General features: G+C 32.9%; 13 protein-coding genes. 4 read left to right on the forward strand and 9 right to left on the reverse strand.

Going from position 1 to position 15,343, the window contains the following annotated elements; translation table 11 throughout:
* Positions 1-263 precede the first annotated feature (263 nt).
* Complete coding sequence (locus HX088_RS06895) at positions 264-845, reverse strand: MliC family protein (RefSeq protein WP_165134129.1); 582 nt, start codon at positions 843-845, stop codon at positions 264-266.
* Positions 846-1,189: 344 nt separating this feature from the next.
* Between HX088_RS06895 and HX088_RS06900 the strand changes: the two genes are divergently transcribed.
* Positions 1,190-2,278, forward strand: coding sequence for a tyrosine-type recombinase/integrase (locus HX088_RS06900; protein WP_286483756.1), 1,089 nt, complete (start codon positions 1,190-1,192; stop codon positions 2,276-2,278).
* A 281-nt stretch (positions 2,279-2,559) separates the two neighbouring features.
* On the opposite strand, the gene HX088_RS06905 is transcribed toward HX088_RS06900, so the two are convergent.
* The 7 genes from HX088_RS06905 to HX088_RS06935 form a co-directional block, all read right to left on the reverse strand.
* A complete protein-coding gene (locus HX088_RS06905) occupies positions 2,560-3,699 on the reverse strand; it encodes a M28 family peptidase (RefSeq protein WP_171623204.1) in 1,140 nt (379 codons plus the stop codon).
* 35 nt (positions 3,700-3,734) lie between these two features.
* Positions 3,735-4,415, reverse strand: a complete 681-nt coding sequence (locus tag HX088_RS06910) for an SIR2 family NAD-dependent protein deacylase (RefSeq protein WP_225540061.1) — start codon at positions 4,413-4,415, stop codon at positions 3,735-3,737.
* 494 nt (positions 4,416-4,909) lie between these two features.
* Positions 4,910-6,712, reverse strand: a complete 1,803-nt coding sequence (locus tag HX088_RS06915) for an acyl-CoA dehydrogenase FadE (RefSeq protein ID WP_260544323.1) — start codon at positions 6,710-6,712, stop codon at positions 4,910-4,912.
* An 86-nt stretch (positions 6,713-6,798) separates the two neighbouring features.
* Positions 6,799-7,980 carry an acetyl-CoA C-acyltransferase gene (locus HX088_RS06920; RefSeq protein ID WP_225540059.1) on the reverse strand — a complete coding sequence of 394 codons (1,182 nt, stop codon included), beginning with the start codon at positions 7,978-7,980 and terminating at the stop codon, positions 6,799-6,801.
* A 28-nt stretch (positions 7,981-8,008) separates the two neighbouring features.
* Positions 8,009-8,353, reverse strand: coding sequence for a four helix bundle protein (locus HX088_RS06925; protein WP_171623200.1), 345 nt, complete (start codon positions 8,351-8,353; stop codon positions 8,009-8,011).
* Between the two features lie 42 nt (positions 8,354-8,395).
* Positions 8,396-10,795: a 3-hydroxyacyl-CoA dehydrogenase/enoyl-CoA hydratase family protein gene (locus HX088_RS06930; protein WP_286483757.1), complete on the reverse strand. Its 2,400-nt coding sequence runs from the start codon at positions 10,793-10,795 to the stop codon at positions 8,396-8,398.
* Positions 10,779-11,240 carry a MarR family winged helix-turn-helix transcriptional regulator gene (locus tag HX088_RS06935; protein WP_171623198.1) on the reverse strand — a complete coding sequence of 154 codons (462 nt, stop codon included), beginning with the start codon at positions 11,238-11,240 and terminating at the stop codon, positions 10,779-10,781. The genes HX088_RS06930 and HX088_RS06935 overlap by 17 nt, the downstream gene beginning before the upstream one ends.
* Positions 11,241-11,565: 325 nt before the next feature.
* On the opposite strand from HX088_RS06935, the gene HX088_RS06940 reads away from it, so the two are divergent.
* Together HX088_RS06940 and HX088_RS06945 are read left to right on the forward strand one after the other, a co-directional pair.
* A complete protein-coding gene (locus HX088_RS06940; protein WP_286483758.1) occupies positions 11,566-13,515 on the forward strand; it encodes a KUP/HAK/KT family potassium transporter in 1,950 nt (649 codons plus the stop codon).
* 122 nt (positions 13,516-13,637) lie between these two features.
* On the forward strand, positions 13,638-13,964 hold the full coding sequence (locus tag HX088_RS06945; RefSeq protein ID WP_188319655.1) for a YegP family protein: 327 nt from the start codon (positions 13,638-13,640) through the stop codon (positions 13,962-13,964).
* Positions 13,965-14,072: 108 nt separating this feature from the next.
* Here HX088_RS06945 and HX088_RS06950 read toward each other — a convergent pair whose 3' ends face one another.
* Entirely contained in the window at positions 14,073-14,537 is a 465-nt protein-coding gene (locus HX088_RS06950; protein WP_284584109.1) for a Dps family protein, read from the reverse strand.
* 253 nt (positions 14,538-14,790) lie between these two features.
* Between HX088_RS06950 and HX088_RS06955 the strand changes: the two genes are divergently transcribed.
* Positions 14,791-15,318, forward strand: a complete 528-nt coding sequence (locus tag HX088_RS06955; RefSeq protein WP_171623194.1) for a hypothetical protein — start codon at positions 14,791-14,793, stop codon at positions 15,316-15,318.
* Positions 15,319-15,343 lie beyond the last annotated feature (25 nt).

Raw genomic sequence — 15,343 nt, forward strand, 5'->3', positions numbered from 1 at the left:
TCGGGTCAGCTCCCTATTATTTCAAGGGATGTTTGTCTATTAGCGTTGTTGTGTAGCCTTGCAGCTAACGGTTTGGGTATTGCCGAAGGCGGGGAAATCAAGGAACAAATGTTGAGTTCAGCACCGCAGTTAGCAAAACCATTTTTTTTTTGCTAATTTACATTTTTCGAAGCAAATAAAAAATGGTTTTTGCGGAATTGTAGTACAAAAGTTGAGTATTGAACATTCAGCCCCGCTTTTGGCAATACCTTGTTAGCGGTAGTTTAATTTTCAAATACTGTTTTTCCGCTCTTTTTTAGTTGGTATTTGTCGCCTTTCCCTGAAAGTTCATAGGTCTCATTTTTATACCAAATACCCGAAGCAGATTTTTGTTCTACAAGATCAATTTGTTCCCCTCCGTTAAGATACGCTTTTACAGTTCCTTCCGTGTTATTGAACGTCAAATTCAATACATCTCCTTTGTCATTCTTCGCAACTATTTCGACTTTATCGTCTTGATGTTCAAAAATTACTTTGTCATCTTTCAAGAGTTGGATGTCGTTCCCTTTTCCACTTAATTCGTAATGGTCGTTTTTGTACCAAATTCCTGATGCAGGTTTTTGACTTGCAAGTTCTGATGATTCACCATTAAATGAAATAGTTACAACATCTTTTGCATTATCAAAAACCATATCAAGTTTGTTCCCTTGTTTGTCGGTTAGTGATTGGTTGGCGATTTCATTTGGCGAAGATGCTGTTGTTTCAGTTTTAGTTTCTTCTTTTTCCTCTTGTTTTGTTTGTTGATTACAAGAGCTTAGTATTAATCCTACTGATAATGATGTAATGATTAAAATCTGCTTTTTCATTTTTTTTAAAAATTTATATTATCCTACTCGTAAAGCTTTTCGGGGTCGCTATTTTGTTAAACTGCTGTTGCAAGAGAATTTCAAATATTATACCAATGTCGTCTAATTATTTTCATTTATTTATTTATTTATTCGTTAGTGTTCCTTTATACACGATTGGCTCGGTAAAATTACCGCTAACTCTCAAATATACGCAACTTTCTATAAAAACCAAATAAAAAGTTAAAATAAATACTGTTTATTGAAAATGAGTAAATTAAGTGTAGTTATTAATTGCGTATTTAGTATTTATTATAGAAATTTTGTGTAATTTTATATTTGTTACAATACAAAATACGAATTTTATGGACGCAAATAATATTGTTAAATTTAATTATTTGAATTATCAATTCTCGCAGGGAATTCATAAGGAGAAAAAAGTTATTTGGATTCATTTTCCCTATAATGCAGTACTGATAAGTCAGCTTAAAAATGTGGTAAACGTAAATTGGAGTCAATCAGTTAGAAAATGGTATGTAGCAGATACGCAGCAATCAAGGAAGTTGTTTAATTTGCCGGTAAAACATTCTGCTAAAAGTTCCCTTACACAGGTTGCCAGCATTAATCAAATAGAGCTTAAACGCTATACCGATCAACTAAAGCTGAAAGGATATAGTGTAAATACCATTAAAACATATACAACCGAATTTATTCAACTGCTTAAACTTCTTAAGACCTATCCCGTGTACGATTTGTCTACAGAAAAACTTCGTGGATATTTTCTTTATTGTATCGATACCTTAAAATTATCCGAAAATCTAATCCACAGCCGTATGAATGCTGTTAAGTTTTATTTTGAACAGGTTTTGTATCGTGAACGATTTTTTATGGATATTCCTCGGCCTAAAAAACCAAGTATTTTACCCAAGGCTATTTCAACGCACGATATTAAAAAAATGCTTAAAACTATTGAGAATAAAAAGCATTTGCTGTTGCTTAAAATGTGCTACGGTATGGGATTGCGTGTGAGTGAATTGGTACATCTTAAAGTTACCGATATTGATAGTAAGCGTATGCAGGTGCTAATTTGCGCAGGAAAAGGTAAAAAAGATCGGTATGCCGTTTTGCCTGAATCGGTTTTAGAAGAATTACGAGCTTATTATAAAGAATACCGACCAAAAACGTATTTGTTCGAAGGGCAAAGTGGTGCACAATATTCGGTTCGATCGGTTCAGCAAGTATTTAAAAATGCCATGAAAAAAGCCAATATAAATAAAAAAGTAGGGGTCCACAGCCTGCGACATTCGTATGCCACGCATCTTATTGAACAAGGAACCGATATTAGATTTGTGCAAGATTTATTAGGTCATAAAGATATTAAAACTACCATGATTTACACCGGTTTAACCGATACAGCCAAACGAAAAATCATCAGTCCGTTAGATCATTTGTAGAAAAAATGAAATTTTAATCTCTAAATAAACAAATTCATTAGAAGTGACGAATGATAAATTTAATTGGTTAACCATTAACTTAAATGGAGGTTGTATGCACTAAAATGCACTTTTTCTATATCGGTTGTATATCCATTCTATATCCACGCTATATCCATTCTATATCCATTCTATATGGTTTGTTCGATGCTCGTATATCGAAGAATTAATTCCCCATTAGACAAAAAAAGTAACTATTTAGCTAAAAAAGACAATTTATTACAGCAATGAGGAGCAACAATTTATTTTTTTATGATTTTAGAGTGGTATTGATTTGAGTTTACATTGATGAAATAAACACCAGTCGTAAGGTGTTCTAAATTTATTTGCGAGACAGCTGTTTGAAATTTTTTATCATAAACCTGCACTCCTACTTCATTGTATATGGTAATTCTTGGCTGCTGCAAAGTCTGAGAAAAATAAAGGTAGTTCTTTACTGGATTTGGATATACCTGTAAAGTAGAAATCGGATGATTTGTTGTATTCAACTTCTCTTGTGCTTGAGAAAAATGCAACAATGTTGCTAATGCTCCTTTGGCCACTTCTGTAAGATAAGTGAGATCTAAATGATCGATTATATCTTGAGAGGTATGCGCATAAGGAGTTTGATTTTGCTCGAAAAGTCCCGTTATCGGATAACCAACTGCTTGAAAAGGCATATAATCGGAACTGTAAGCATTCGATATTTTAGTTTGAAGCGATGTGTACAAGGGGAAAATAGTTGCCATTTGATTGGTTAATTCTGACGAAGCTGCATTATTCGATGTTGGATTGCTTTCGTCTTGTTCGCAAATAATTGTCGTGTTTGCCTTGTTTGCTACTCCACCAACCTCATCTATATTGAGTACAGCTTTAATTTTTAGACTTTGAGGAACCGCAATTTTATTAACATATTCTTGACTTCCGATCAAACCACGTTCTTCTCCTGTGAAATGTATAAATTTGATTGAATAATCGGTTTCAATATCTTTCATTAATCGAGCAATTTCCAATAAAGTTACGGTACCCGAGCCGTTATCATTTGCTCCAGGTCCATTTAAAGTATCGTAATGCCCATCAATAATAATGAATTCGTCAGGGTATTTTTTACCCATTTTTGTTACAATAAGATTATACCCAACATTTCCAAAAACATTTACCGATTGCTGCTCAATCTGAGTATATCCATATTTTACATAATAAGACTTTAACCAACTGAAGGTGTAATCATGCGCCGAAGATCCTACGGATTTAATCCCAAAATCTTGAAATTTTTGTAATTTTTGTTGAACAGAATCATATTTCACTTGATCTACGATTGATTGGTAATAAGTGTTAACTTCTTGTGCATTTAACGTTATAGAAGCTAAAAGAACAAAATAAGGTAAAAATATATACTTCATGAACTATGATTTTAAACAATTTAAAACGTAAAATTCTAAAATTTATTCAAAATAGTTTTTAAATCATCTAAGCTTTCTGTTGCTTTTTTCTTGATATGAATAATTGAAGAATCGGTATAAGAATCTGAAGGATCAATATACAGAATAGGCACATTTGGTTTTACATAATCTTTGAGCGAAGCAGCGGGATATACTTGCATCGATGTTCCAATAATCATCAAAATATCTGCTGTCAAAACCTCATCAATTGCATTTTCTATTTCAGGAACCATTTCTCCAAACCACACAATATGCGGACGAAGCTGATTTCCGTCTTCTGCTAAATCGCCAAGTTTGATTTCGTTATTCCAATCAACAATCAACTTTTCGTTTTTTTCGCTACGTGCTTTTCTTAACTCACCATGTAAATGAATCACTTTAGAAGAACCAGCTCTCTCATGCAAATCGTCTACATTCTGAGTGATAATCGAAACATCAAAATCCTGTTCTAACTCTTTTAGAAAAAAATGCGCTGCATTTGGTTCAACTTCGAACAATTGTTTGCGACGTTGATTGTAAAAATCTTGAACCAATTTCGGATTTCTAAGGTAACCATCAATAGAAGCAACCTCCATAATATCGTGATTTTCCCACAATCCGTTTGCATCTCTAAAAGTAGATAGTCCACTTTCGGCACTAATTCCTGCTCCCGTTAAAACCACCAATTTCTTTTTCATTGTATTGTTTTATAACGTAAATATAACGTTATAAAACAAGAAAACTCCACTTTTACAAATGGAGTTTTTTAGGTTATTTCATCTTTCTTAATTCATCTATTTTCACCAAACACATCACACAAAATGTAACAAACATGGTTAGCGTAAGAATAATAGCGTTAGTTAACATAAGCTTTGGTTTTATGGATTAATATTTTTATTAAAGTTACTATGAAACATTCTTCTGAAATAATTTTTTAGATATAAAAACACACTTAACTTATTTATTTTTAATGAATAAACATTATTATTTAACCAAAAAAAACCTCAATTGGAACACAACTGAGGCCTTTCTCTACTAAAACTTAAGTACCATGAAAACTCAACTAACTTATATAAAGACTAGTACTTGACTTATATTCATCAAACGATATACCAAATTAATATTCAAGCTATTAAATATAAAAAAAGCAGTCAAAATTGACTGCTTTAGATAATTTAACTTTAAAATAGTATTAAAACGTGTATTTATTTTCTTTGATTAAAAGATCTGCGATTTCAGTTTTTAAGTTCACTATGTTTGGATATTCGTTGTAACGCGTAAACCTTCTTAAACCTGATAACATCATACGTTGCTCATCTCCTTCTGTGAAAGAAATAATTCCGCGAGTTGCTTCTGATTTGATAATCTCAACAGATTTGAATAACTGTAATTGAACTAATTTTTCTGCATTTTTCGCAGCGTCAGCACCTTTTGTATTTGCAATTTTTTCTGCACGTAACATCGCAGATTCTACCATATAAATTTCTTGCATGATACGCGAAGCAGCAATAATCAATTGTTGGTGTTGTTCTAATTCAGCTCCAAATTTTTGTAATGCTGAACCCGCAACCATAAAGAATGCTTTTTTCAGATTAGAAATAATTTCTTTTTCTTGTGCAAATAATTCTGAATAATCTGGAACATCAAAAGATGGAATTGACATTAATTCGTTGGCAACATTCATTGCTGGAGACATTAAATCTAATTTTCCTTTGAATGCACGTTTCACCAACATCGAAATACATAATAAGGTATTGATTTCGTTTGTTCCTTCGTAAATTCTTGAGATACGCGCATCTCTCCAAGCTGCTTCCATTGGCATTTCTTTCGAATACCCCATTCCTCCGTAAATCTGAATTCCTTGATCGGCAGAAACTTGAGCTGCATCAGAAATCCAAACTTTCAAAATAGAAGCTTCAATTGCATATTCTTCGATACCTTTTAACTCTGCTTCGTTATGTGGCATTCCTTTCGCAATATTATCTTCGATTGCATCTTCTACATCTTTTGCCGCGCGATAAGCACCCGCTTCTGAAGTAAACGCAGAAACAGCCATATCAGCTAATTTTTCTTTGATTGCTCCAAATGTATTGATTGATGTATTGAACTGTTTACGTTCTGCTGCATATTGTAAAGAATAATCTAAAATACGACGTTGAGCATCTAAACATGCCGCCCCTAATTTGATACGACCAACATTCAATGCATTCATTGCGATTTTAAATCCTCCGTTTCTTTCTCCTAAAAGATTTTCAACTGGAACACGAACTTCATTAAAGAAAACTTGACGTGTTGATGAAGATACAATTCCTAATTTATCTTCTTCTTCTCCTAAAGAAAAACCAGCACCCGCTTTATCTTTTTCTACGATGAAAGCAGTGATGTTTTTATCCTCATCGATACGTGCAAAAACAATGAATAAATCTGCAAAACCAGCATTTGTAATCCACATTTTTTGACCTGTGATGATGTATTCTTTTCCATCTTCAGAAAGAACAGCTTTTGTTTTTCCCGAATTTGCATCAGAACCTGCTTCTGGCTCAGTTAAACAATATGAAGCAAACCATTCTCCTGTTGCTAATTTTGGTAAATATTTTTGTTTTTGCTCTTCTGTTCCGTATAAAGTGATTGGCATTGTACCAATTCCGGTATGTGCACCGAAAGCTGTTGCTAAAGACCCTGTCGCTCCAGAAATGTAATCGCAAACTAACATTGTAGTAACGAATCCCATTCCCATTCCACCGTATTCTTCTGGAACAGAAATTCCTAATAATCCTAATTCACCAATTTTACGCATTAATTCTTCAATTAACGCATAATCTTTTTTCTCGATTTTGTGTTTATTCGGAACTACTTCTTTATCGATAAATTCTTTTGCTGATTGCAAAATCATTTGTTGTTCTTCTGATAAATCTTCGTAAGTGAAGATGTCGTTAAAAGAGGCATCTTTAATTAAGTATTGACCTCCTATTAATCTATTTGGATTTGTAGACATATTTTTTGTTGTTTTAGATATTAGATTTTAGAAATGAGAAGTTAGATAAATCTGAAATCTATAATCTAACCTCTCAATTCTGTGTATTATTTTAGATATTCGAAAATTGAAGCTGCCCCTTGACCTGTTCCAACACACATGGTAACCATTCCATATTTGGCTTTACGCGCTTCCATTTCATGTAACAATTGAACGGTTAATTTTGTTCCAGAACATCCCAATGGATGCCCTAAAGCAATTGCACCTCCATTTACATTAACAATATCAGGATTCAGATTCAACTCGCGCATTATCGCAACAGATTGCGAAGCGAATGCTTCATTCAATTCAATTAATTGGATATCTTCTTGTTTAAGACCTGCTTGTTCCAACGCTTTCGGTATAGCGAACATTGGTCCCATTCCCATAATACGTGGTGCTAAGCCAACCGTAGAATACGCCATTAAACGAGCAACTGGCTCAAGACCTAATTCTTTTACCATATCTTCTGACATTACCATTACGAAAGCAGCTCCGTCAGACATTTGCGAAGAGTTACCAGCAGTAACCGATCCTCCTTGTGCAAATACAGGGCGTAACTTTGCTAAACCTTCAATAGACGTATCAGCGCGAGGACCTTCGTCCACTTTGAAATCTATTTTCTTGGTTTGAACTTTTTCTTTATCATCTAAGAAGTTATATTCAACTCCTATTGGAACGATTTGAGAAGCAAATTTTCCTTCGGCATTTGCTTTTAACGCTTTTTGATGCGAATTGAATGCAAACAAATCTTGGTCTTCGCGAGAAACTTTAAATTCCTTCGCAACTTCTTCAGCCGTTAATCCCATTCCCCAATAATAATCTGGATGATCTTTTGCTAAAGCTGTTTCTGGAATTGGCTTATAACCTCCCATCGGAATATACGACATCGATTCTGCACCACCTGCGATGATACATTCTGCCATTCCTGTTCTAATTTTAGCAGCTGCTAATGCAATTGCTTCCGAACCTGATGCACAATAACGATTTACTGTAACACCTGGAACTTTATCTGTATCTAATCCCATTAACGAGATAAGACGTGCCATATTCAATCCTTGTTCTGCCTCGGGCATCGCACAGCCTACGATCAAATCATCGATACGTGCTGGATCTAAAGTTGGATAATCTTGCATTAAACGCTTAATTACTGTAGCAGCCATTTCATCTGGACGCGTAAAACGTAATGTTCCTTTTGGTGCTTTTCCTACAGCTGTTCTATATCCTGTAACTATATATGCTTGTTTCATTTTATTAAAAGTATTATGTATTGTTGTATTATGTATTAAGTGACTTTTTTAACTTAGCTATCATATTTTGTATATGATTCAATTCTTTCAAACATTCATCATTTTCAATATAATTAAGTTTTAATGCAATAATTAATTGAGTTTCTAATTCAAAACTCGAAGCTAAAGCAATAGATAAAAATTGATTAAATTCTTTTTTACTATTTCTACCAGCTCCTTCTGCTATATTCGAAGGAATTGATATTAAACTTCTTTTTATTTGTGATGTCAAACTATATATTTCTTCCTTAGGAAAAGATTTCAAAATTGAATAAACATAAATTGTATAATCAATTGATTTTTGCCAAACAAGTAAATCTTTATAGTTATTCATCTTAATACTTTTTACATTTTACTTAATACAAAAATCAAAATACTAGTTTCTTAAAGGTTTACCTGTTTTCAACATATGTTGGATACGCTCTAACGTTTTTCTTTCGCCACAAAGTGATAAGAAAGTTTCGCGTTCTAAGTCTAACAAGTACTGTTCTGAAACATAAGTCGATTCAGATAAGTTACCACCTGTCATTACATATCCTAATTTATTTGCAATCAAACGATCGTGATCTGAAGCAAAACGTCCAGCAACCATAGAATCTGTTCCGACATAGAACATTCCCATCGCTTCTTTTCCTAACACTTCTACTTTACGTTGAATTGGTTGTGTGTAACCTGCTTCTGCCATAATAATTGCATGCTTCTTCGCTTCTGCAATTTGGCGTTCTGCATTTACCACAACAATATCTTGCTCACGAATAATTCCCATATTCTTTGCTTCATAAGCTGAAGTTGCTACTTTAGCAGTTGCGATATTCATGAAATTATCACGCAAATGATTTACTTTTACATCATCTTTCAATGCAAATTCTGTTGCACGGCGCGCAAATTCTTTTGAACCTCCACCACCTGGGATCAGACCAACTCCAACCTCAACCAAACCAATGTAAGTTTCGGCAGCAGCTACAATTTTATCGGCATGCATCGACATTTCACAACCTCCACCAAGTGTCATTCCATGAGGAGCAACAACGACTGGAATAGATGAATAACGAACACGCATCATGGTATCTTGAAACATTTTGATTGCCATGTTCAACTCCCACCAATCTTGCTCAGCAGCCATCATCATAATCATTGCTAAATTAGCTCCAACAGAGAAATTGTCGCCTTGGTTACCAATCACAACTCCACGATAATCTTTTTCAGCTAACTCGATTCCTTTATTAATTCCTTGTAAAACTCCTCCTCCAAGAGAATTCATTTTAGAACGGAATTCGATATTAATGATACCATCACCTAAATCTTGAATTGAACATTCTTTGTTTGACCAAATTTCGTTGGTTTTTCTAATGTTATCCAATACGATAAATGCATCTTGACCAGGAATTAATTCGAATTGTTTTGAAGATTGATTATAGAATAATTTCTTTCCATTTTCAATTTTATAGAAAGAATCCGCTCCAGTTTCTGCCAATTCTTTTACCCAATCCGAAACCTTGAAACCTTCTGATTCTACTAATTGAATTCCGCTTTGTAAACCAACTAAATCCCATGTTTCGAATGGTCCATATTTCCAAGCGTAACCAGTTTTTAACGCATCATCTATTGGATAAAGAACATCGGTTATTTCTGGAACACGTTGCGAAACATAAGCAAATAATGACGCAAAATGTTTACGGATTAATTCTCCAGCCTTTCCTGTATCTTTCAATAAAACACCTAATTTATTACGCATAGAACCCGCATTTTTAGCAGTTTCTACAGCTGTAACTTTTGCACGTACCATCGGACGATATTCTAATGTATCAAGATTTAACGCAAAACGATTCGTGTTTCCGTCTTTGTCAATCTCTTTGTAATAGAATCCTTTTTTGGTTTTATCGCCTAAGAATTTATTTTCGATTAAGAAATTCAAGAATTTTGAATCTTTCAGACCTTGAATCATTTCGTCGTTTGCTGCATTTTGCTGTAAACCTTTTGTTACATTATATGCAGTATCCAAACCAACCAAATCACCCAATTTGAATGTCCCCGTTTTTGGACGACCCAAAATAGAACCTGTTAACGTATCAACTTCTTCAATCGTTAATCCAATTTCTTGCGCCAATTCCATCACTTTTGCCATCGAGTAAACTCCCACTCTATTCCCGATAAAACCTGGTGTATCTTTACATAAAACAGGTGTTTTACCTAAAAATAAAGATGCATAATTTTGGAAAAACTCAACAACAGATTGATCTGTTTGAGGAGTTGGAATAATTTCGAATAATTTTAAGTAACGTGGTGGATTAAAAAAGTGCGTTCCACAGAAATGTTTCTGAAAATCTTCCGAACGACCTTCCGCCATCAAATGAATTGGAATACCAGAAGTATTCGACGTCACTAAAGTTCCTGGTTTTCGGAAGTTGTCGACACGTTCGAAAATAGATTGTTTAATATCCAATCTTTCGATCACAACTTCTATTACCCAATCCGAGTTTTTAATTTTCTCGAAATCATCATCAAAATTTCCTACGGTTATACGAGAAGCAAATGCTTTGTCATAAATTGGTGAAGGATTGCTTTTTAAAGCAGCGTCTAAATGAGTTTGAGCAGTTCTGTTACGAACTACTTTACTCTCTAAAGTAAGTCCTTTCGCTAGCTCTTGTGGTGTAAGCTCGCGAGGAACCATATCTAACATCAAGACTTCGACTCCGATATTTGCAAAATGACATGCAATACCAGACCCCATTACTCCTGATCCTAATACAGTTACATGTTTAACGTGTCTTCTCATAATTGTTTTTAAATATTTTTTTGTCCGATATTAATTGGTTAATCTTATAAATCACTTCCAAGAAAATTTGCATTTTTTCTGGATCGATGTGATTATTAATTGATTCATTAAACTGCAAAACAAAATGTTTTGAAATATCTCTCATTCGTAAACCTTCCTCTGTCAATGTGATTAAAACACTTCGACCATCTTCTGGATTTGGTTTTCTGACGATAAATTTTCTTGCTTCTAAGTTTTTCAATGTACGTGATAAGCTCGTTGGCTCTATTCCCATTTTAGGTCCTAAAGATGTACTTGGCGTACCTCCCTTTGGATCTATTGATAATAATGTAAAAGCATACACCATAGTTGAATCGTAAGCTCCTGCTTGCTCGTTATACATTTTTTGTACAGAAAGCCATGTTGAACGCAATAAATAATCTATCGTTAAATCTTCTCTTAACATATTTTAGTGTATGTATAACAAATATAATCTTTTTTTATTATGCAAGCATAACAAAGTTTCAAAAATTAATTTATCTTAATGCAATTCATTACAATTTATTAATTTTCAGCAAGATATTAGTTTAAAATAATCCCTTAAAAATAAATACTATGAATAAATAATACTTAAATTTATTCATAATTAACCAAAAGAAAAGAATTGGTGTAAAAATACGCTATGATTAAAATCGAAAATAAATATAAAGTAGCTTTTGTATTATAAATAAATAAGATTGTAAAATCTCTTTTCAACAGCATACATTCGTAGAAATTTTAAAATATTGCTTATGGAATCAAACCATACAATGAATAAAGTAACAGCGGCAACTCTATTAATCGCATTTGGAATCATTTACGGTGACATTGGAACAAGTCCTTTATATGTAATGAAAGCGATAATTGGAGAAAATCGTGTAATTGATGAAGCAATTGTCTACGGAGGCGTTTCGTGTGTTTTTTGGACTTTATGTTTTCAGACTTCGATCAAATATGTATGGTTGACACTAAAAGCAGATAATGATGGCGAAGGAGGAATTTTTTCGTTGTATTCGCTGATCAAGAAAAAAGGTAAAAACTTAATTATTCCAACGATTATTGGCGCTTCTGCATTACTTGCAGACGGTATAATCACTCCACCTGTTTCCGTCTCTTCCGCTGTAGAAGGACTTCGGATGTTAAGTGGTTTAGAACACCTCCCTACTATTCCTATCGTTATCTTTATCCTTTCGATGTTATTTTTCTTCCAACGATTTGGAACAAATAAAGTAGGTAAAATATTTGGACCATTTATGGTTTTATGGTTTACGATGCTTTTGGGGTTAGGAGTTTTACACATCGTACATCATCCAAGTATTATTAAGGCTTTAAATCCTTACTACGCTTACAATCTTTTAATGAATTATCCTCATGGATTTTGGATACTTGGAGCCGTTTTCTTGTGTACAACTGGAGCAGAAGCCTTATACTCAGATTTAGGTCATTGTGGTCGAAAAAACATCAGAATCAGTTGGATTTACGTTAAAATCTGTTTAGTTACAAATTACTTAGGTCAAGCAGCATGGTTGATGCATCAAGATAATCCAATGTTAGACGGACGAAATCCTTTTTACGAAATGATGCCAGAATGGTTTCTAATTCCTGGAATTTGTATTGCTACTGGTGCAGCTATTATTGCTTCTCAAGCTTTAATCACAGGTTCATTTACCTTGATCAACGAAGCTATTAACTTAGGTTATTGGCCAAGAACATTGATTATTCAACCTAACGAACACAAAAGTCAGGTTTACATTCCTACAATCAACTTCTTATTGTGGGCAGGTTGTGTATTTATCGTCTTATATTTCCGAGACTCTTCTCACATGGAAGCCGCTTATGGACTTGCAATTACCATTACCATGTTAATGACTACTTTTTTGTTATCGTATTATCTAAATTATTACACCAAATTCAACAAACTATTTATAGTTGCTATTTTATCTATTTTTGTCGCTATCGAAAGCTCTTTCTTTATCGCGAATGTCGTAAAATTTGTAGATGGTGGCTATTTAGCCCTATTAATGGGATGGTTGTTCTTCGTGATTATGTATTGTAGTTTTTATGGTAAAATTCTCAATTCACGCAACCTCGAATTTGTCAAAATAAAGCGATATGCCAATGTATTAACAGAATTAAGCGAAGACAAAACCATAAACAAATATTCGACTTTCTTGTTTTATTTAACCAAATCTACCAATCCAAAAAACATTGAAAAATACAGTATTCAATCTATCCTATCAAAGCGACCAAAACGTGCAGATGTATATTGGTTTGTCAACATTAGTCGTGATAGCGAACCTTATACATTAAATTATAAAATTCTGCCAATTGTTGAGCAAAAAATATACCGAATTACGTTTAATATTGGATTTAAAGTTCAACCCAAAACAGAACAATATATCAAAAAAGTAATCAATGATATGTATGCAAATGGAGAATTGGAATTAAAATACTTGAATCCTTGTCTAAAAAAATACAATCAAGATCCTGACATGAAATTTGTATTAATTGAAAAATTCCCTTCAATTGAAACCAAACTAAGCATGAAAGAATTCTTTACTTTAAAAATATATTACATTTTAAAGAAAATAGAATTTAACATACCGAAATCTTTTGGACTTGAGAAAAATGACGTTGTAATCGAACACATACCGCTATATGTTCATAAAAACAATGTTGACAATTTGAAGAGAATCGAATAAAAATTTGAAATCCTGAAAATTAATTTCAGGATTTTTTTATTGAACCTATTTTTCATCATTCAAACTATCAAATAAATTTTATATATTTATATTCATCATAAACCATTAGATATCTATTTATTATGTTTGAAATTTATCAAGACAAAGCAGGAGAATATCGTTTTCGTTTGAAAGCTAAAAACGGACAAAATATTTTGGCAAGCGAAGGGTACAAACAAAAAGCAAGTTGCGAAAACGGAATCGAATCAGTCCGTAAAAATTCGCAAGATGATTCTAAATTTGAATTGAAAGAAGGAACTTCTGGAAAATGGCATTTCAATTTGAAAGCTACGAACGGACAAATTATTGGAACAAGCCAATCGTACGAAACAGAATCTGGTGCTAAAAATGGAATAGCTTCTGTAAAAACAAATGCGTTAGATGCAGAAGTAAAAGAAGTAGAGGGTTAAAATACAAACTTCTATAAAAAGCTGAAGCCTTGGAAAATCCAAGGCTCAACCTAATTAACACTAATATGAATTAACACTAAAAACTTATGAAGTAAAATAATGTTCACTTTATTTAAGATGCGATCTAAGCATCCAAGCAGTTTTTTGATGTTGTTCTAATAAACCAACTAAGAAATCCGAAGTTGAAATATCGTTGAACTCATCAATTTCTACTACAGCCTGCGCCAAAAAGTCTATAATCACTTCGTGGTCGTGTAGCAAATCAGCAATAAAACTTAAACTATCTTTGTTTTCTGTTTTTCTTGCCTCTGACAAATGAGCTAACTGCAAATACTCTGCCATTGTTGCTGGTGCGTATACATCTTTTTGACGTATTTTTTCCGCAACATCGTCTATGACAATTTGTAACTCGTTATATAACGTTTCAAAATACACATGTATGGTTTGAAAATCTGGACCTTCAATATTCCAATGTGCATTTCTTGTTTTTAAATATAAAATATGCTCGTCTGCTAATAATTTAATTAAAATATCAGCGATTTTTTGTTTTTTTTCTGGCGATAATAATTTCATTTGTTTAAATTTTTATATTGTCTATTTTGATTAACTTTACTACTGCAAAGATAAAACCAGAAAAGCAATAAATTATAGATTTATTAAACCTAATATCTATTCTTTTATAATAAAAAACTATGAACGACTCGTTACAATTAAAATTAATAATGATGTTTATTGAAAAACAGAATTATTATTTTTGATAGGACAAATTTATAGTGGTTTTTTCAATTATAGCCATTTTTAAACGTTAAATATTAATTAAATTTCTATGAAAAAGTTACTCTTATTTATCATTTCTTTAACCCTAAGCAGTACTATTTATGCTCAAATAAATCAAAACCAACCATTTAATAACAATTGGCGATTTGGTGGTGGTCTTGGATTATCTTTTGGTAATAATGGTTATTTTGGTTTCAATGTTTCTCCAAGTGTTGGTTACATGATTGCTAACAATTTAGAACTTGGTGCTACAGCCGGTTATCAATATGCAAAAGACGATTATGCTAAATTGAATTTATTTAATGCTGGACCTTATGTTAACTTTTTTCCAGTCGAAAATCTTTTTCTTAGAGCCAACTATATGTACTACACAGGGAAACAAAAGTATAACGAACGTTATAACTATAATTACGAAACAAATTTAGATGAATCTGCTTTATGGTTAGGTGCTGGTTATCAATCTTCTGGACCTGTAAGATTTCAAGCAGGTGTTATGTATAACGTATTATACAAAGAAAATGAAAGTATATTCTCTAGCGGATTTCAACCTTTTATGGGTGTATCTATAGGTTTATAATAAACAAAAATCCATCTCAGTCATT

This window comes from Empedobacter sp. 225-1 (genome assembly GCF_030328185.1).
Lineage (GTDB): Bacteria > Bacteroidota > Bacteroidia > Flavobacteriales > Weeksellaceae > Empedobacter > Empedobacter stercoris.

Bases quoted from the DNA above. Each gene is read 5' to 3' on its own strand.
- HX088_RS06895 (WP_165134129.1), bottom strand. From the start codon at position 845: ATGAAAAAGCAGATTTTAATCATTACATCATTATCAGTAGGATTAATA.
- HX088_RS06945 (WP_188319655.1), top strand. From the start codon at position 13,638: ATGTTTGAAATTTATCAAGACAAAGCAGGAGAATATCGTTTTCGTTTG.
- HX088_RS06955 (WP_171623194.1), top strand. From the start codon at position 14,791: ATGAAAAAGTTACTCTTATTTATCATTTCTTTAACCCTAAGCAGTACT.
- HX088_RS06910 (WP_225540061.1), bottom strand. From the start codon at position 4,415: ATGAAAAAGAAATTGGTGGTTTTAACGGGAGCAGGAATTAGTGCCGAA.
- HX088_RS06925 (WP_171623200.1), bottom strand. From the start codon at position 8,353: ATGAATAACTATAAAGATTTACTTGTTTGGCAAAAATCAATTGATTAT.
- HX088_RS06930 (WP_286483757.1), bottom strand. From the start codon at position 10,795: ATGAGAAGACACGTTAAACATGTAACTGTATTAGGATCAGGAGTAATG.
- HX088_RS06920 (WP_225540059.1), bottom strand. From the start codon at position 7,980: ATGAAACAAGCATATATAGTTACAGGATATAGAACAGCTGTAGGAAAA.
- HX088_RS06940 (WP_286483758.1), top strand. From the start codon at position 11,566: ATGGAATCAAACCATACAATGAATAAAGTAACAGCGGCAACTCTATTA.
- HX088_RS06900 (WP_286483756.1), top strand. From the start codon at position 1,190: ATGGACGCAAATAATATTGTTAAATTTAATTATTTGAATTATCAATTC.
- HX088_RS06915 (WP_260544323.1), bottom strand. From the start codon at position 6,712: ATGTCTACAAATCCAAATAGATTAATAGGAGGTCAATACTTAATTAAA.
- HX088_RS06905 (WP_171623204.1), bottom strand. From the start codon at position 3,699: ATGAAGTATATATTTTTACCTTATTTTGTTCTTTTAGCTTCTATAACG.
- HX088_RS06950 (WP_284584109.1), bottom strand. From the start codon at position 14,537: ATGAAATTATTATCGCCAGAAAAAAAACAAAAAATCGCTGATATTTTA.
- HX088_RS06935 (WP_171623198.1), bottom strand. From the start codon at position 11,240: ATGTTAAGAGAAGATTTAACGATAGATTATTTATTGCGTTCAACATGG.